We start from the raw sequence: 17,573 nt of genomic DNA on the forward strand, positions 1-17,573 counted from the left end.
GATGACGTTGTCACCGACCAGGAAGTGGTCGGGTTGTGAGACGGGGCGGCAACGAGGCCGTGCCGGAGTGGGGGCGGGATGGTCGCGGTGCCGGAGGTCGAAGGACTCGGCCGGCTCGTGCAACGGCGGGCCGAGCCCGTGCCCGCGCCCCGGCGCAGGCTGGTGGCGGTCGCCGTGAGCCCGATGGAGCTGCTGCGCCCCGAGTCCGACCTGGCCCGGATCATCGGCGAGAGCGGGCGGGTCGACCTGCTGATCGCCCGGGACGACGCGCCCTCGCCCGCGGAGGTGCCCGGTCCGCTCGTGTCCCCGGAGGCCGTCTGGGTGGATCCGGACGATCTCGACGAGGACGAGGACTACCCCGGCTTCGACGAGGACGACGAGGACGACGGGGTGGCCGCGGCCGTCGCGGCGCTCGACCTGCCGGACCTGCGCGTGCACCGGCTGGGGCTGCCCGGCCGGCTCGGCGCCGACGCGGCGGACGTGTTGGTCGCGGCCCTGTCCGAGCTGGTCGGCTTCGATCCCGAGCCGGGCGTCTACTGCGTCTCCCCGGCGCCCGCGCCCGGCGACCCCGAGCGGTCCGCCGTGGTGGCCGCGGCGCAGCGGATCGGCCGGGCGTACGGGGTGCCCATGCTGCGCTACAAGAGCCTGGAGCTCAGCGTCGTCGACTGACTCTGGACAGACCGAAGGGGCGACGCCGCGATGCGGCGTCGCCCCTTCGTCTCGTCTCCCCTGGCCCCCGACGCCACGGGAGCAGGTCAGATGGCGACCGGCGCCTGCCGGTGGTGGTCGCGGCGCTCCAGCAGGGCGCGGCGCTCGGACTCGCCCAGGCCGCCCCACACGCCGAACGGCTCGCGGGTCTCCAGGGCGAACTCGCGGCACATGTCCATCACCGGACAGCGCCCGCACACGGCCTTCGCCTGGGCGGTGCGGCGGGCTCGGGAGGGGTTGCGCTCACCGTCCGGGTGGAAGAACACGGCGCTGTCCATCCCCCGGCAGGCCCCGAGCCGCTGCCACTGCCAGGCGTGATCCATGGGGCCAGGGAGGCGGGACACATCGCTCACTCGACTCACCTTCGCTTCCACTCGGCAGGCCCGACGGGGAGTCGGGCGATCTGCCGCGGCTTTCCCCGAGGCTTTCGCGATCAAACGCGGCGGCGCGGGGGAGCGGTGGGGTCGACGGGAGCGGACGGACCGTGCAGACGGGTGACGATTCTCCATCGTCGCAGGTCAGGACCCACAGTCAGAGTCTCGCGAACCCGCTGGGATCGCATGTCGAAACAGTGGGATAGTGAGCTACATCACATCAGGCGAGGGCGTCCTCGACGGTGTCCCGGACGTCGAACATCGGGATCAGCCCCGCGATCGACAAGGGCCGCAGCACCCGTCGGCCCGTGCACGCCAGCCGCAGGTCGACACCGGCCTGCTGGGCCGCCTCGCGCACCTCGATGAGGACCGCCAGCCCGCTCGTGCCGAGAAACGACACCGAGTCGAGCGCGAGCACCACGACCCGGGGGTCGTCCGCCAACGCCGCCAACGCGGCCGTGCGCAGCTGCGGCGAGGTGAGCATGTCGACCTCGCCGCCGATCTCGAGCACCACCCGCCCCGCACCCGCGTCCCGGGTCGCGACGGTGATCTGATCGTCGGACTCGGAGGGCTGCACCGGGGTGGTGTCGTGCGTGTGCTGCATTGCCGGAACGGTAAGGGCAGCAGGCGGACACTGCCACTCCTGGCGCGGAGGGCCCGCCCGGCTCGCCCCGTCGGCTCGCGCCTCGGCTCGCCCCGTCAGATGGCCCGTCAGATGGCCCGTCAGATGGCCCGTCAGATGGCCATGGCCGATCGCACGTCCACCGCCGCCGTCGCCCCGCCGGATCCCTCGGCGCTGACCCGGCCGGAGGCCAGCACGTAGTAGCGGCCCGCGGCGTCCAGGGCGAAGCCCACGTGCTGCTCCACGAGCAGCACCGACAGCCCGCCGCGCCGGGTCAGCTCCAGGATCGTCCGTTCGATCTCGGCGACGACGGAGGGCTGGATCCCCTCGGTGGGCTCGTCGAGGATCAGCAGCCGCGGCTCGGTGATCAGCGCCCTGGCGATGGCGAGCTGCTGGCGCTGCCCCCCGGACAGCAGGCCCGCCCGGCGACCCGACAGCTCCTTCAACGCCGGGAACAGGTCGAGCGCCTCGTCGATCAGTGCCGCGCCGCGCCGGCGGCCGTCCGCGACCACCTGCAGGTTCTCGGCGGTCGTCATCTGGCCGAAGGACTGCTGGCCCTGGGGCACGTAGGCCAGGCCCCGCTTCACCCGCTGGTTGGGGGGCAGCCCGGTCACGTCCTCGCCGTCGAGCAGGATCCGGCCGCGCTTGACCGGCAACAGCCCCACCGCGGCGCGCAGCAGCGTGGTCTTGCCCGCCCCGTTGTGCCCCATGACCGCGGCGACGCCGTCGGCCGGGACCTCCAGGGACACCCCGTGACAGACGACGGTCCGCCCGTAGGCGACGTCGACCTCCTCCATGACGAGCACGTCAGACCCCTTCCCCGAGCACGATCGCGGCCTCCTCGGCGGAGTGGTGGCCGGGGCCGAGGTACACCTCCTGCACCTTCGGGTCGGCCTGCACCTCGGCGACCGTGCCCTCGGAGAGCACCTTCCCGGCGTGCAGCACCGTCACCGACTTGGCGAAGGACCGCATGAAGTCCATGTCGTGCTCGACGACGACCACCGTGCGGTCCACACAGATCCGCTGCAGCAGCCTGCCGGTCTCGTCCTTCTCCTCGGCGCTCATCCCGGCGACCGGCTCGTCGAGCATGAGCAGCCGGGCGTCCTGCACCAGCAGCATGCCGATCTCCAGCCACTGCTTCTGGCCGTGCGCGAGGATGCCCGCCTTGGTGTCCCGCAGGTCCGCCAGCCCCACGGTCTCCATCGCCTCGGTGACGGCCTCCGGGACCCCCGACCGTTTCCGCAGCAACGTCCACGGCGAGCGGCCCGCCCCCGCCGCGATGTCGAGGTTCTGCAGCACGCTGAGCTCCTCGAACACCGTCGCGGTCTGGAACGTGCGTCCCACGCCCCTGCGGGCGATCTGGTGCACCTTGCGGCCGAGCAGGTCCTCGCCCGCGAACTCGGCGCGCCCGGTGGCCGAGACCAGCCCGGACACGGCGTCGATCAGGGTGGTCTTGCCCGCGCCGTTGGGGCCGATCAGGAAGCGGAGGTCGCCCTGCAGCACGGTGAGGTCCACGCCGTCGACGGCCACGAACCCGTCGAAGCTCACCGTCAGCCCGGACAGCTCCAGGTAGTCCTTGTTCACGCCGCCTCCGCGGGACCGAGTGCGTCGGCGGGGTTCACGCCGCCTCCGCGGGACCGAGTGCGTCGGCGGGGTTCACGCCGCCTCCGCGGGAGTGAGTGGGTCGGCGGGGTTTCACGTCGTCCGCCCTTCCGCGGGAGTGAGGACCTCGGCGGGCGCAGGCTCCGGATCCTCCCCGGCAGGCGGGTCGGCGCTGTCCGAGCGGCGGCGCCGCCACGAGACCAGCGAGGCCAGACCGCCCGGCAGGAACGCGACGACCAGCATGAACAGCAGCCCCTGGGCGTAGGTCCAGCCGGAGGGGAACTGCTCGGAGAGGGTGGTCTCGGCCCAGGCCACGGCGACGGCGCCGAGCACCGGCCCGGCGAGCGTGGTCCGCCCGCCGATGGCGACGCCGATCAGCAGGCCGATGGACGGGACGACGCCCACGTCGTTGGGCGAGACGATCCCGACGATGGGCACGAACAGCGCCCCGCCGATGCCCGCCATCATCCCCGCCACGGCGAACGCGACGGTCTTGATCGTCGCCGGGTCGTAGCCGAGGAATCGGACCCGCTCCTCGGCGTCCCGACAGGCGACGAGCAGCTCCCCGAAGCGGCTGACCATGAGCCGCCACGCCACGAACACCATGAGCAGCAGCACGCCCGCGGCGATGAAGTAGAGCATCTGCCGGTTCGCCGGGTCCCGCAGCGAGAACCCGAAGAAGCCCTTGAAGTTGTTGAGGCCGGTGGAGCCGCCGGTCGCGGTCGGGTTGCCGATGAGCAGGATCGCGAAGGCCGCCGCGAGGGCCTGGGACAGGATCGCGAAGTAGGCCCCCCGGACCCGCCGCCGGAAGGTGGCGAGACCGAGCAGCGTGGCGAGCAGCGTCGGCAGCACGAGGATCGCGACGATCGTGACCGCGCCGGAGCGGAAGGGCTCCCACCAGCCCGGCACGCCGTCCGACGAGATCAGCGCCATGAAGTCCGGGACGCCGCCGGGCCCCGCGTCGGCGAGCTTGAGGTGCATCGCCATGAGGTAGGCGCCGATGCCGAAGAACACGCCCTGGCCCAGGGTCAGCATGCCGCCGCGGCCCCAGGCGAGCCCGATCCCGACCGCGACCATCGCGTAGCAGAGGTACTTGCCGAGCAGACCCAGCCGGAACGTGGTGAGCAGGGCGGGGGCGACGGCGAACAGCAGGACGGCCGCGACCAGGAACCCGATCCCGACGGCGTACCGGCTGCGCAGCAGCGCTGTCATGATGCCGCCTCCGCGGGAAGAAGGACGTCGGCGGTCACACGAGGCTCCTCGTCCGGACCTGGAAGATCCCCTGCGGGCGGAACTGGAGGAACGCCACGACCAGGGCGAACACGATGACCTTGGCGATGGACGCGGACGTGGAGTACTCGATCCAGGACTGCGCGACGCCGAGCACGAAGGCCGCGATCACGGCGCCCTTGATCTGCCCGATGCCGCCGATGATCACGACGAGGAAGGCGTCCACGATGTAGCTCGTCCCGAGGTTGGACGAGATGGAGCCCATCAGCGTGAGCGCCACCCCGGCGACGCCCGCCAGCCCGGAGCCGAGGAAGAAGGTCAGCATGTCCGTGCGGCGGGTGGAGATGCCCGCGGACTCGGCGAGCTGGCGGTTCTGCACGGTGGCGCGGATCCGGCGGCCCAGCGGGGTCAGCTTCAGCAGCAGGGTCACGGCCACGACCGCGACGATGGCCAGGACCAGGATGAACAGCCGCGAGCGCGGGAAGGAGAACCCGAGGATCTCCACCGGCCCGGACAGCCACCCCGGCGCCGGGACGTCGACGCCCGCGGTGCCGAACAGGTCGCGGGCGAGCTGCTGCAGGATCAGCGAGACACCCCAGGTGACCAGCAGCGTGTCCAGCGGCCGGTGGTACATCCGGCGCAGCAGCGTGACCTCGAGGAGCACCCCGAGCAGGCCGCCGACGACGAAGCTGACGGGGAGCGAGACCAGCAGGGACAACCCGGCGTCGCCGAGCACCTGCTGGCACACGTAGGCGGTGTAGGCGCCGGCCATCATGAACTCGCCGTGCGCCATGTTGATCACGCCCATCTGCCCGAAGGTCAGGGCGAGGCCGAGCGCGGCGAGCAGCAGGATCGAGCCGACGGAGAGCCCGTTGAAGACCTGGGTGACGAGGATGTCCACAGGGGAGGTCCTTCCGCCCGGGGCCCGCATCGTGGAGCCACAATGCACCCGGGAGAGGCCCCGAAAGCGCAGTGTGGAGCCACAATGCGCTTTCGGGGGTGCGATCAGCCGGAGAGCGAGCTCGCCCAGGGGTACGTCTTGAGGTAGGGGTCCGGCTCGATCGGGGCGCCGCTGGACCACTCGGTGTAGATCAGGCCGTCGGGGCCGATCTTGCCGATGAGCGCGGTCTTGGCGATGTGGTGGTTGTCGCCGTTCACCGTGACCTTGCCCTCGGGGGCGTCGAAGCTGACGCCGCCCGCCGCGGCCTGCACGTCCGGCACCGCGAAGGAGTTGGCCTTCTCCACCATGCCCTTCCAGAGGAACAGCGAGGTGTACGCCGCCTCCATCGGGTCCGAGGTGACCTTCGTGGCGCCGTAGGTGGTCTTGAACTCCTCCACGAACTTCTTGTTCTCGGGGGAGTCGATGGTCTGGTAGTAGTTCCACGCCACGGGCTGGCCGACGATGTTGTCGACGCCGATGCCGCCGACCTCCTCCTCGGCGATCGACACCGACAGCACCGGCATGGTCTGCGGGGTCAGGCCGAGGTTGCGGTACTCCTTGAAGAACGCGACGTTCGAGTCGCCGTTGAGCGTGTTGAAGACCGCGCCGGCACCGGCGTCCCGGACCTTCGCGACGATCGTCGAGAAGTCGGTGTGGCCGAGCGGGGCGTACTCCTCACCCTTGATCTCGATGCCGTTGGCCGCCGCGTACGCCTTGATGATCTTGTTGGCGGTCTGCGGGAAGACGTAGTCCGAGCCCACCAGGAACAGGCTGGTCACGCCCTGCTCCTTGAGGTAGTCCAGGGCCGGGACGATCTGCTGGTTGGTCGTGGCGCCGGTGTAGAAGATGTTCTTCGACGACTCCAGGCCCTCGTACTGGACCGGGTAGAACAGCAGCGCGTCGTTCGACTCGAACACCGGCAGCATCGCCTTGCGGCTGGACGAGGTCCACCCGCCGAAGACCGCCGCCACGCAGTCGCTCTGGATCAGCTTCGTGGCCTTCTCGGCGAAGATCGTGGGCTCCGAGGCACCGTCCTCGGCGACCACGCTCAGCTGCTTGCCCAGCACGCCACCGCTCGCGTTGATCTGGTCGGCGGCCATCTTCAGGCTGTCGTAGACCGTGTTCTCGCTGATCGCCATCGTCCCCGAACGGGAGTTCAGGAAGCCGATCTTCACGCTGTCGCCGCTGGTGTCCACGCAGGACTCGGCGGCGGCCCCGCCCCCCGCGTCGTCGACCCGGGATCCGCAGGCTGTCAAGGCGAGGCCGAGGGAGAGGAACGCGGCGGTCAGCAGGGACCGCCGCGCGCGCTGTGAGCTCATGGGGCGGGACGCTACGAATGGGGTGTTTCGGACGGCGTAGCGCCGCGGTTGCCTCGCCGTTGCCCAGCGCTGGGCCGCACGGGTGAAGATCGACTGATGCGTGTCACGCGAATGACGATGAAGTGAACGAAACGCCCATACGGCCTAGTGCACTACTCCGGGACGTCAACGCGTTATCGGATCATCCGGACCGCAGGGAGTGGCGGTTGTCACTCGACTCGGCGCGGGGCTCCGGGACCCGCGGGGCGGGGCGGGGCGGGGTGTCGAAGAGGTCGGCGGTGCCGGGGGTGGCGGTCCAGACGGGGCGCGTGGTCTCGCCCTCCGCGCGGGGCGCGACGGGGAGGACGCCGGTCTCGGCCTGCTCGTCCGGCGCGTCGGCGGCCGCCTCGTCGCGCGGGGCGTCGGTCGGCGCCCCGGACGGCCCGGCGAGGGGCTCCGCGAGCCCCTTCAGCTGCGCGCCGAGAAGGTCGTGCACGCGGGCGAGCTCGGTGCGGACGGCCGCCCGCAGGGCGCGCAGCTCGGCGCCGCTGCGCTCGACCTGGGCCCGGACCGCGGCGTGCTCGGCCCGGCCCGCGGCCGCGGCGGCGCGCTCGGCGTCCGCGTCCGCACGGGCGGCGGCGGCGTCCGCGTGCGCGCGTTCCATCAGGTCGGCGGCCTCGCGGGTGGCGGCGGCCCGGAGCTCGGCGACCTCGCGCATGCCCGCCTCGAGGATCGCGTCGACGTCTCGCTGCGCGGCGGCCCGCAGCTCGGCGGCCTCCCGCTCGGCGAGCCGGACGACCTTCTCGGCGCGGAACCCGAAGCTCTGCGGGGCCACGGGCAGGCCCTCGGCGGCGGTGCCCGCGCGCAGGACCCGGAGGTCCTCGGCCATGGCGGCGGCGTGCTGCTCGGCCATCCGACGGCCGTTCTCCGCCACCTGGGCGCGCCGCTCCAGCTCACGGACCAGCGCGTCGACCTGGTCGCGGGCGTAGCCGCGCCGGACGACCTCGAAGGCGCCGGACTGCTCGGCGGGGGGATCGGTGGCCACGACTCCCGAGTGTGACGGGCCGGTTGCGCGAACACCACCCGGGGTGCGTCAGCGCACCCCGTATCGTCGGCGAGTGGACCGCGAGTGGGTGGACGAGGCCGTACGGCGGGTCGAGGCGGATGCGAACCGCTCGGCGGACACCCATCTCCACGTGCTGCCGATGCCCGCCGACTGGGGGATCGACGTCTATCTCAAGGACGAGTCGGTACACCCGACCGGCAGCCTCAAGCACCGGCTGGCCCGGTCGCTGTTCCTGCACGCCCTCGTCAGCGGCTGGATCGGGCCGGACACGACGGTCGTCGAGGCCAGCTCGGGCTCGACGGCGGTGTCCGAGGCCTACTTCGCCCAACTGATCGGCGTGCCGTTCGTCGCCGTGATGCCCCGCTCGACGAGCCCGAACAAGGTCGCGCTGATCGAGCGCTACGGCGGTCGGTGCCACTTCGTGGAGCACGGCGGTGAGGTCTACGCCCAGGCCGAACGGCTCGCGGCGGAGACCGGCGGGCACTACCTGGACCAGTTCACCCACGCCGAGCGGGCCACGGACTGGCGGGGCAACAACAACATCGCCGAGTCGATCATCGCGCAGCTGGCGCAGGAGCGGCACCCGGTGCCCGAGTGGATCGTGGTCGGGGCGGGCACCGGCGGCACCTCGGCCACGATCGGGCGGTACCTGCGGTACCGGCGGCTGCCCACCCGGCTCGCCGTCGTCGACCCGGAGAACTCGGCGTTCCTCCCCGGGTGGGCGAGCCGCGACCCGGACCACGTCACGGGCCTGCCGGGCCGGATCGAGGGGATCGGACGGCCGCGGATCGAGCCCAGCTTCGTCCCCGGTGTCATCGACCTGATGCTGCCCGTGCCGGACGCGGCGAGCATCGCCGCCGTCCGCCACCTGCACGCCCGCACCGGCCGGTTCGCGGGCGGCTCGACGGGCACGAACCTCTGGGGCGTCTACACCCTGGTCGCGCGGATGCGGGCCGAGGGGGTCCGGGGGAGCGTCGTCACCCTGCTGTGCGACGGCGGCGAGCGGTACCGCCACAGCTACTACGACGACGGCTGGGTCGCCGCCCAGGGCCTCGACCTCGCCCCGCACACGGAGAGGATCGAGCGCTTCTACGCCGACGGCGTGTTCTAGCGCCCCGTCCAGGAACGTCGGGGGACGGGGAACTAGCTGCTGAGGGCCTCGGTGACCCCGTCCGCCACGTCGAACAGGCCGAGCAGGCCGGTGGCCTGCAGGGCGCGGGTGACGATCCGGGAGCCGCACACCAGCTTCAGGCTGTGGCCGCTGCGGTCCACCTGGTCCTTGGCGGCGACCAGCACGGCCAGCCCGGCGGACCCGAGGAACGTGACGCCCGACAGGTCCAGGACGACCAGCGGGGCCGCGGGCAGCCGCGCGTCCAGCTCCGTGCGCAGCAGGGGAGCGGTCAGGGTGTCGATCTCGCCCCGCACGTGGGCGACCAGCGAGGAACCGTCCCCCGCCTGCTCGAACCGGACGACATCGCTGATCTCGACGCCACCCTCGTCGGCGGGTGTCTCACTCATGCTGCACCGTGCTCCTCGACATCTTCCGCTCTTCGCCTGCCGTGCGGACTGTCGCCTCAACCGCACGGCAACCCTACGGGTGGCCGCTGCGACCACACAACACGGCAGGTTTGGGTGCGTGTGACCTGGGGCACCCCGTCGCATTCCCGTCGACGGAGACGGGGTCGTCAGGAGGATCCCGTGTACCGACGGACTCAGCGCACCGACGTCCTTCGGCTCGGCCACGTGCTCGCGGGCCTGACCTATCCGGCCGCCAAGTGGCAGCTCGTCGCCCACGCCGACCACTACGGCGCGGACGCCGTCTCCCGGGCGCAGCTGTGGTCGCTGCCACCGGGCACGTACGGCGACCTGGCCGCGGTGTGCCAGGCCCTGGGGCTGCTCCCCGCTCGCAGGCCGGTGCCCCAGGCGCGGTAACACCGGGCGGCGTGCTCGCGAGGAGGGTGGTGCCAGTACCACCTCGACCGGTGTACCAGCCGGTGTCTTCGCGCTGAACAGCACGCAAGCCTCCCGGCGCACCGGCCTGACTCCCTAGGGTGAGCCGGTGACAGAGCCGATGTCGGTGCGAGATCCCGCACTCGTCGTCCGGGGTCTGCGGAAGACCTACGAGGCGGGCACCGCCCCGGTGCGTGCGCTGCGCGGTGTCGACCTGACCGTGCGCGCGGGTGAGTTCGTGGCGCTCATGGGGCCCTCGGGGTGCGGGAAGTCCACGCTGCTGCACCTGCTCGCGGGCCTCGACCGGCCGGACGAGGGCACGATCGCGCTGGACGGCACCCGGATCGAGGACCTCGCCCCGCAGCGGCTCGCCCGGCTGCGCCGCCGCAGCGTGGGGCTGGTGTTCCAGTTCTTCCACCTGATCGAGCACATGTCCGCGCTGGAGAACGTGGCGCTGGCCGCGCTCGTGGCCGGGGCCAGGCCGCAGGAGGCGACGGCCCGGGCGCGAGACCTGCTGGACCAGCTGGGGCTGCTGGACAAGGCCCGGGAGCTGCCTGCGGCCCTGTCCGGCGGACAGCGCCAGCGGGTCGCGATCGCCCGGGCGCTGGCCAACCGGCCCACGCTGCTGCTGGCGGACGAGCCCACCGGCGCCCTGGACTCCGACGGCGCCGCGGAGGTGCTGGACCTGTTCCGCCGCCTGCACGCCCTCGGCCAGACGATCCTCATGGTCACCCACAGCCGCGAGGTCGCGGACGGCGCCCAGCGGCTGGTCCGGATGCGGGACGGCCGGATCCTGCTCGACGGCGAGGTGACCTCGGGCTCCATCGAGGTCCCGGCGGAGCTGCGGGCCGCGAGCGGTCCGTGGGCGCGGCCGTGACCGAGCCGCCGCTCCCCGCGGGCGCGGGCTTTCGCACCCACCGCCGGGTCGGCCCCGGCACCGGCCGCCGCGCCCGGCTGTCCCTGCTGCTGTCGGGCCTGATCGGCGCGGCGGGCGTGATCGCGCCCGGCGTGGTCGTCGGGCTCCTCGGCGGCGGCCCCGCCTGGTGGGTCACGGCCGCGATCGCGGGCGTGGTGTTCGCGGTCGGCGTGGTGCTGACCTTCAGCGCCGCGGCGCGGCGGGCGAGCACGGCGGTGCTGGTCGGGGCCTCGGAGTTCGGTGGCCTGTCGGTCGCGGTCTGCACCGGTCTGCTGGTCCTGCTGCTGGTCTTCGGCAGGCTGCCGCTGGGCGCGGAACGGGCGCTGCTGGACCCCGCCCTCGTCGCGATGCTGGTGGTCGCGGTGCTGGCCGGCCCGCTGGGCAGGCGCGCCGCGCGGGCCACCCGGTCGGCGCTGCAGGGCGTGCGCCGGTCGCCGGACGAGCTGCTGGCGGACTTCGCCGAGCGCGCGGGCCGCGGCACCCCGGTCGACGACCTGCTCCGCCAGCTCGCCGAGACCATGCGCCGGGACTGGCGGCTCGCCCGCGTGCAGATCTGGGCGGACCGCGCGGACGGCACGCTCGCCCGCACGCTGGTGGTGCCGGCGACGGCGGACGAGGGCCCCGACCCCGCGCCGCTGGACGCGGGCGAGCTGGCCACGCTGCAACGCACCGGCGTCGCCGGGCCGGGCTGGCTGGAGCTGTGGCTGCCGCACCTGATCGAGGAGGACGGGCCCGCGCGCCGAGGCCAGCTGCGGCTCGCCCCCGCCGTGCACGGCGGGGAGGTCCTCGCGCTCGTCGTGATCGAGCGGGACGCGGACGCGGACCCCTTCGGCGAGGCGGACGAGCGGGCCCTGGCCGAGGTCGTGCGCAGGCTGGCGATCGTGCTGCGCAACCGCGCGCTCGACGAGGCGCTGCAGGCCACCCTGGCCGACCTGCGCCGCACCAACGCCGACCTGCAGGCCTCCCGCACGCGGCTGGTCGCGGCGTCGGACGCCACCCGGCGGCGGATCGAGCGGGACCTGCACGACGGGGCCCAACAGCACCTCGTGGCCCTCGCGGTGGGGCTGCGGCTGGTCCGGGACGGGCTCGACGGACCGGACGGGGGCGGGGCGGGAGCCGGCACGACCGAGCTGCTCGACGAGCTGGACCGCGGCGTCCGGGACTCCATCCAGGCGCTGCGCGACCTCGCCCACGGCATCTACCCGCCGCTGCTGCGGGACGCCGGGCTCGGCGACGCCCTGCGCGCCGCGGCCAAGCGCAGCCCGCTGACGGTGCACGTCGACGCGGGGGACGTGGGCAGGCTGCCCGAGCAGGCCGAGGCGGCGGTCTACTTCTGCTGCCTCGAGGCCCTGCAGAACGCGGCGAAGCACGCCCCCGGCTCCACCGTCACGATCACCCTGCGCACGGAGGCCGACCGGCTGGTCGTCCGGGTCGCCGACGACGGCCCCGGCTTCGACCCGGCCCGGGTCGCGGGCGGCGGCGGGCTGCAGAACATGGCGGACCGCCTCGGCGCGATCGGCGGCACCATCGACCTCACCTCGACGCCGGGCGAGGGCACCGTGTTGACCGGGCGCGTCCCGGCACCCGCCCCCGCCCCCGCCGCGGCGGGATGAGGACCCGCGAGGGCCGGGGGCGCCTCTCCTCGGGCGGCCCGATCCTCGTCGCGCGCGCCGTACTGCGCGAGCGCTGGTGGGCCCTGCTGGCCCTCGGCGTGGTGTTCGGCCTGGTCGGCGGTCTGGTCCCGGCGGCGGGCGCGGTCGCCGAGCGCACCGCGACGGCGTACACCCGGCTCGTCGAGGCCGTCCACCTCGACGACGCCCGGACGATCGTCCCCGCCGATGTGCCCGAGGTCGTGGCGGAGGTCCCGACGATGCCGGGCGCCGCCGCGGCGTGGACGCCCGAGGCGTGGATCGTGCAGGTCGACGGCTCGCCCGTCCGGTTCTCCTCGGTGATCGCCGGGACGCCCCCCGGGGACCTGGTCGCCCCGGTGCTCGTGGCCGGTCGGGAGCCGGACCCCGCGGCGCCGGACGAGGTCGTCGTGAGCGAGCGCTCGGCCGAGACGGGCGTCTCGCTCGGGGCGGTGCTGCCGGTGACGATGCTGACCCTGGACAACGTGGCGGACTTCGCCGTGGGGTTCACCGCGGCCGGGCCGCGGACCACCCTGCGGGTGGTCGGGGTGGCGCGGATGCCGAGCTGGGGCAACGCGCTGCCGGACGTCGTCGGCGGGCCGGGCTTCGCCGCCGCGCACGCCGGGACCGGCATCGGGCACGCCGTCTACGTCCGCTTCGACGACACCCCCGACGCCGCCGCCCGGTTCACCGAGGCCTTCACCGCGGCCGTGGCCCGCCACCCCTCGGTCGTGTCCGACTATCTCGCCCCCGCGCTCGAGACCCCCCGGGCCACCCCCGACCACGCGGTCGTCGCCGCCGAGCGGGCCCTCCTCGTCGGGATCGGGCTGTTCGCGCTGGTCGTCGGCCTGGGCGCGGTCCAGGTGCTCGGGCTCGGGCTGTTGCGCACCGGCGCCGCGGCGCGCCCGGCCCGGTCGGTGGAGGCCGCCCTGGGCATGACGCTGGGGCAGAGCCTGGGTGCGCGCGCCCTGGCGGCGCTCCCCGCCGCCGTCGTCTCCGGGGTGCTCGCCGCGGGCGTGGTGATCGCCGCGGGCACCCTCGAACCGCTGGGCAGCCAGGCCCGGTTCGAGCCCGCGCCCGGGTTCCGCCCGCAGTGGGCGCTCGCGGCGGTGGGCGGGCCCGCGCTGACGGCGACGTTCGTGCTGGTCGCGGTGCTGACCGCGGCGCTCACGTGGCGGGCGTCCGCCGCGGAGGAACCGGGCCCGGCGCCGCGGCGGTCGCTGGTGCGGCGCTGGCCCGCGCTGCTGCTGGGCAGCAGGCTGGCGGGCTCCGGCGGGCGGCGCGGGCTGCCCCCCGCGGTGACGGTCCTCGCCGCGACGGCCGCCGTCGCCGGGATCGTCGCGACGGTCACCGTCGGGGCGAGCCTGGACCGGCTCGTCGAGGAGCCGCGGCGGTGGGCGGGCGGCGCGGACGCCGTGCTGGTCGACGCCCGGGAACCGGACGTCGCCCGGCTCGTCGACGATCCGCGGGTGCAGTCCCTCGCGCTCGCGGAGACCAGCTACGCGAGGGAGCCGGACGGCGGGATGCTCGGGATCGCCGCCCAGACGGTGCGCAAGGGGACACCGCCGGTCGAGCTGGTGTCCGGCAGGCTGCCCACCGCGCCGGACGAGATCGCGGTCAACCCGCGGCTCGCCGCCCAGCGCCAGCTCGCCGTCGGCGACGTCCTGCCGCTCGTCGCGCCCGACGGCACGCCGCGGGCGATGACCGTCGTCGGGGCGGTGGTGGTCGCGCGCGAGGACTACGGCGAGCTGGGCCAGGACCTGCTCGCGACCCCCGACGGGCTCGCGGCCGTGGCCGTGCCGCGCGCGCTCCCGCTGCTCACCGCGCACGTCTTCGCGGTGCCCGGCGCGGGTGCGGGGCTGGCCGCCGAGCTGGCCGCGGAGCTCGAGCTGAGCCCCACCGCGACGCCCGACGCCGTCCGCAACCTCGCCGACCTCACCCGGCTGCCCGGCATCCTCACCCTGGTCCTCGTCGTCGTGGCGGGCACCGGGATGGTGCACTCGCTGCTCGTCGGGGCGCGCAGGCTGGCCCGCGAGATGGCCGTGTTCACCGTCCTCGGGGCGACGCCCGGCCAGGTCCGCACCACGCTGGCCGTGCTCGCGGTGGCCACGGCCGTGCCCGCGGTGCTGCTCGGGGTGCCGCTGGGCGTCGGGGTCGCGCGGCTGTTCTGGTGGGAGGTCGCCACGGCGGTCGGGGTGGGCGGCGACATCGCGGTGCCGGTCGGGGCCCTCGCGGTGGTCGTGGCCGCCGTCCCGCTCGGGGCGGTGCTGGTGACCACGATCCCGGCCCTGCGATTGCGCAGGCTGCCCGCCACCGCGTCGCTGGGGGCGTGGTGAACCCGGGGATCCTGGCCGTCGCCCGGGCCGAGCTGCGCGCGGGCGGGCGGGCGCTGCTGGTGCTGGGCCTGCTCGCCGGGGTCGTCGGCGGACTGCTGCTTGGGGCGACCGTCGTCGGCGACCGGACCGCCAGCGCCTACTCGCGGCTCGTCCAGGACACCGGGCTCGACGACGCCCGCGCCTACCTGCCGGCGGACCTGCCCGAGGTCACGGCCGGGTTCGCCGGGCTGCCCGGCGTCGAGGAGAGCTGGACGGCGTACGCCTGGATCGCCCAGATCGAGGGCCCCACCCTGCAGTACACGGCCGTCGTCGCGGGCCCCGAGCGGCCGGACGACCTGGTCGACCCGGTGATCGTCGCCGGGCGGGCGCCGCGGGTGGAGGCGGCCGACGAGCTGCTGGTCGGCGAGCCGCTGGCCGCGGCCGCGGGCCTGCGCGTCGGCGACCGGATCACCCTGCGCATGCTGACGCTGCGCCAGGTCGCCCGGTTCGACGTCGGCTTCGGCACGCCGGAGGGCGCCACCCGGCGGATGACGGTCGTCGGCATCGGCCGGATGCCGAGCTGGACGGGGCCGCTGGGGGACAGCATGTCCACGCCGGCCTTCGCCGCGCAGAACGCGGGGGCGGCGGGCGGTCGGTCCGGGTTCGCCCGGCTCGCCTACACCGGGGACCCCGTCGCGGACGCGCAGCTGCGTGACGACTTCGTCGCGGCGCTCGCCGCGTCCTACGTGGGGCACCCGCGGCCGCTGCTCGTCGGCAACTACGTGCCCGAGGTGCCGGTGTTCCCGACCACCGAGACCGACCCGGCGGTCGCCGCCTCGGAACGGGTGCTGCGCCTGGGCCTGTGGGGGTTCGCCCTGGTCGTGGCGCTCGGCGGGACGGTGGTCCTCGGCCAGGGGCTGATGCGCCACCACCTGCGCGGCGGCGCGGACCAGCGGGTGGAGAACGCGCTGGGGCTCACCGCCGCGGAGCGGGCCGGGGCGCGCGTGCTCGCGGCGCTGGCGGGCGCCCTGCCCGCGGCCGCCGTCGCGGGCGGGATCACGCTCGCCGCGGGCCTGCTGGAACCGATCGGCAGCCAGGCCCGGTTCGAGCCGGAGGGCGGGTTCCGGGCGGACTGGCCGGTCGTGCTGCTCGGCGTGCCCGCCGTCGTGCTGGTGTTCCTCGCCGCCGCGGCGGCCACCGCGGCGTGGGCGGGCCGCGGGGTCGCGACGCTCCCGGTGTTGACCCGACACCGGTCGGTCCGGTGGGCGGTGCGCTGGCCCGCGCTGTTCGTCGGGCTGCGGTTGGCGCTGCGCGGGCGGGCGCTGCCGGGCGGCGCCTCCGGCCTGCCGACCCTCGCGGCGGGCGCGGGCATCGCGGTGACCGTGGCGGGGATCGTGGCGTCGACGATGCTCGGCGCGAGCCTGCAGCGGCTGGTCGACACCCCCGCCCGCTACGGCTTCACCTCCGATCTCACCATCGCGGACGCCCGGGACTCCGAGATGCGCGCCCTCGCCGCGGACAGCCGGGTCGCGGCGCTGGCCGAGGTGGAGACCGGCCGGGTCACGCTCGACCCGTCCCGCTCGCGCCAGGTCGACGCCTACGCGCACGTCGCGATCAAGGGTGACGTCCCGATCTCGCTGGTCAGCGGCACGCTGCCGACCGGCCCCGGCCAGGTCGCGCTCGGCGCGCGGGTGGCGGCGCGCGAGGAGAAGGGGATCGGCGACACCGTGGACGTCCTGTCCTCCGACGGGGTCCCCGCCCGGCTCGTCGTGACGGGGGTGGTGGTGCCCCAGCCCGAGCGCGGGGCCCCGCTCGGCGAGGGCCTCCTGGTCACCCCGGACCAGCTGGGGCAGCTGTTCCGGCAGCCGCTCGCGTCCGCGCACCTGGTCGCCGAGCCGGGGCAGGCGGCGTCGGTCTACGCGGACATCGCCGACCGCCTGGAGGTGCACCTGCCCGGCATGCCCCCGGAGATCGACACCCTCGCGGGCCTGCTGCGGCTGCCGGAGATCCTGGCCCTGGTGCTGGCCGCGGTCGCGGTCGCGGGGCTGGTGCACACCCTGGTCGGCGCGGTGCGCAGACACACCCGGGACGCGGCCGTGCTGGCGGTCCTCGGCGCGACCCCCGGTCAGGTCCGGGCCGCCCTCGGCGTCCTGGCCGGCACGACCGTGCTGCCCGGCGTGGTCGGCGGGGTGCTGCTCGGGCTCGGGGCGGGCCGGGTGCTGTGGTGGCAGGTGGCCAGCGAGACCGGCGTGGCCCCGGACGTCGCCGTGCCGGTCTGGCCCATCATCCTGATCGTCCCCGCCGTCCTGGCGGGCGCGGCGATCTTCGGCGCCCTCCCGGCCCTCCGCCTCGCCCGCACCCCCGTCGCGAGATCCCTCCACACGGCCTGACCTCCGACCGCGAGTCGGACACCCCGATCACGCGAGTCGGACGCCGGGGCTCAGGCGGCGGGGTGGATCCGCGCCCAGAGGGCGCGCAGGACCGGCGCCCCGAGCTCCTCCTTGTGCAGGTAGCCCGCGATCGTCGCGGGGTCGATCCGCAGGTCCTCGGCGCGGTAGGTGCTGCACAGGACCGTGGCGGCCCGCGGGGCGACCTCGCGGACCCTGGCCGCGGCCTGCGCGCCGTCGATGCCGGGGAGGTTGTAGTCCATCAGCACCAGGTCCGGGCGCAGGTCCTCGGCCACCGCGACGGCGTCCTCCCCGGTCTCCGCGACGCCCGCGACCTCCCAGCCCGGCATCCGCGCGATCACCGCCGCGGCGGCGGTGCGGAAGGGGCGCTGGTCGTCGACGACCAGCACGCGCACCGGCCCGGGGCCCGTCGCGGATGCTCCCTGTCGCTCCATGCCGGACAGTCTGCCGCCTGCGCGCCCGCGCCGCCGAGGACACGACCCCGTGCGCCTCGATGGGCCCACCGCGTGCCCGGAG

At 74.8% G+C, this 17,573-nt stretch carries 17 protein-coding genes; 7 read left to right on the forward strand and 10 right to left on the reverse strand.

Annotation, left to right across the window (positions count from 1 at the left end; all coding sequences use genetic code 11):
- Positions 1-87: 87 nt before the first annotated feature.
- Entirely contained in the window at positions 88-669 is a 582-nt protein-coding gene (locus L3X23_RS31785; protein ID WP_237196978.1) for a hypothetical protein, read from the forward strand.
- A gap of 86 nt (positions 670-755) precedes the next feature.
- Here L3X23_RS31785 and L3X23_RS31790 read toward each other — a convergent pair whose 3' ends face one another.
- The 8 genes from L3X23_RS31790 to L3X23_RS31825 form a co-directional block, all read right to left on the reverse strand.
- Positions 756-1,061 carry a WhiB family transcriptional regulator gene (locus L3X23_RS31790; RefSeq protein WP_308116964.1) on the reverse strand — a complete coding sequence of 102 codons (306 nt, stop codon included), beginning with the start codon at positions 1,059-1,061 and terminating at the stop codon, positions 756-758.
- A gap of 241 nt (positions 1,062-1,302) precedes the next feature.
- Entirely contained in the window at positions 1,303-1,686 is a 384-nt protein-coding gene (locus L3X23_RS31795) for an STAS domain-containing protein (protein WP_237196980.1), read from the reverse strand.
- Positions 1,687-1,817: 131 nt separating this feature from the next.
- Entirely contained in the window at positions 1,818-2,501 is a 684-nt protein-coding gene (urtE, locus tag L3X23_RS31800) for an urea ABC transporter ATP-binding subunit UrtE (RefSeq protein WP_237198173.1), read from the reverse strand.
- Positions 2,502-2,511: 10 nt separating this feature from the next.
- On the reverse strand, positions 2,512-3,288 hold the full coding sequence (urtD, locus tag L3X23_RS31805) for an urea ABC transporter ATP-binding protein UrtD (RefSeq protein WP_237196982.1): 777 nt from the start codon (positions 3,286-3,288) through the stop codon (positions 2,512-2,514).
- Positions 3,289-3,399: 111 nt separating this feature from the next.
- Positions 3,400-4,518: an urea ABC transporter permease subunit UrtC gene (urtC, locus tag L3X23_RS31810; RefSeq protein ID WP_237196984.1), complete on the reverse strand. Its 1,119-nt coding sequence runs from the start codon at positions 4,516-4,518 to the stop codon at positions 3,400-3,402.
- Between the two features lie 34 nt (positions 4,519-4,552).
- The gene (gene urtB / locus L3X23_RS31815; RefSeq protein ID WP_093087123.1) at positions 4,553-5,437 is read right to left on the reverse strand and encodes an urea ABC transporter permease subunit UrtB; all 885 of its coding nucleotides are present in this window, start codon (positions 5,435-5,437) and stop codon (positions 4,553-4,555) included.
- A 104-nt stretch (positions 5,438-5,541) separates the two neighbouring features.
- Complete coding sequence (urtA, locus tag L3X23_RS31820; RefSeq protein ID WP_237196986.1) at positions 5,542-6,795, reverse strand: urea ABC transporter substrate-binding protein; 1,254 nt, start codon at positions 6,793-6,795, stop codon at positions 5,542-5,544.
- A 181-nt stretch (positions 6,796-6,976) separates the two neighbouring features.
- The gene (locus tag L3X23_RS31825) at positions 6,977-7,819 is read right to left on the reverse strand and encodes a hypothetical protein (RefSeq protein WP_237196989.1); all 843 of its coding nucleotides are present in this window, start codon (positions 7,817-7,819) and stop codon (positions 6,977-6,979) included.
- Between the two features lie 73 nt (positions 7,820-7,892).
- Here L3X23_RS31825 and L3X23_RS31830 point away from each other — a divergent pair, with 73 nt between their 5' ends.
- Positions 7,893-8,951, forward strand: coding sequence for a PLP-dependent cysteine synthase family protein (locus tag L3X23_RS31830; RefSeq protein ID WP_237196991.1), 1,059 nt, complete (start codon positions 7,893-7,895; stop codon positions 8,949-8,951).
- A gap of 32 nt (positions 8,952-8,983) precedes the next feature.
- Here the strand turns inward: L3X23_RS31830 and L3X23_RS31835 are convergent, their stop codons facing one another.
- On the reverse strand, positions 8,984-9,358 hold the full coding sequence (locus L3X23_RS31835; RefSeq protein WP_093087135.1) for an STAS domain-containing protein: 375 nt from the start codon (positions 9,356-9,358) through the stop codon (positions 8,984-8,986).
- Between the two features lie 180 nt (positions 9,359-9,538).
- Here L3X23_RS31835 and L3X23_RS31840 point away from each other — a divergent pair, with 180 nt between their 5' ends.
- The 5 genes from L3X23_RS31840 to L3X23_RS31860 all read left to right on the forward strand — a co-directional run bounded on the left by L3X23_RS31840 (position 9,539) and on the right by L3X23_RS31860 (position 17,039).
- Positions 9,539-9,772 carry a DUF2795 domain-containing protein gene (locus L3X23_RS31840; RefSeq protein ID WP_237196993.1) on the forward strand — a complete coding sequence of 78 codons (234 nt, stop codon included), beginning with the start codon at positions 9,539-9,541 and terminating at the stop codon, positions 9,770-9,772.
- 139 nt (positions 9,773-9,911) lie between these two features.
- The gene (locus L3X23_RS31845; protein ID WP_093087141.1) at positions 9,912-10,667 is read left to right on the forward strand and encodes an ABC transporter ATP-binding protein; all 756 of its coding nucleotides are present in this window, start codon (positions 9,912-9,914) and stop codon (positions 10,665-10,667) included.
- Positions 10,664-12,319, forward strand: coding sequence for an ATP-binding protein (locus L3X23_RS31850; protein WP_237196995.1), 1,656 nt, complete (start codon positions 10,664-10,666; stop codon positions 12,317-12,319). The genes L3X23_RS31845 and L3X23_RS31850 overlap by 4 nt, the downstream gene beginning before the upstream one ends.
- Entirely contained in the window at positions 12,316-14,670 is a 2,355-nt protein-coding gene (locus L3X23_RS31855) for an FtsX-like permease family protein (protein WP_237196997.1), read from the forward strand. Before L3X23_RS31850 ends, L3X23_RS31855 begins: the two co-directional genes overlap by 4 nt.
- Positions 14,667-17,039 carry an FtsX-like permease family protein gene (locus L3X23_RS31860; RefSeq protein ID WP_237196999.1) on the forward strand — a complete coding sequence of 791 codons (2,373 nt, stop codon included), beginning with the start codon at positions 14,667-14,669 and terminating at the stop codon, positions 17,037-17,039. The genes L3X23_RS31855 and L3X23_RS31860 overlap by 4 nt, the downstream gene beginning before the upstream one ends.
- Positions 17,040-17,089: 50 nt before the next feature.
- Here L3X23_RS31860 and L3X23_RS31865 read toward each other — a convergent pair whose 3' ends face one another.
- The gene (locus L3X23_RS31865) at positions 17,090-17,491 is read right to left on the reverse strand and encodes a response regulator transcription factor (protein ID WP_237197001.1); all 402 of its coding nucleotides are present in this window, start codon (positions 17,489-17,491) and stop codon (positions 17,090-17,092) included.
- Positions 17,492-17,573: the final 82 nt, after the last annotated feature.

Source organism: Pseudonocardia sp. WMMC193 (assembly GCF_021728735.1).
GTDB classification, from domain to species: domain Bacteria; phylum Actinomycetota; class Actinomycetes; order Mycobacteriales; family Pseudonocardiaceae; genus Pseudonocardia; species Pseudonocardia oroxyli.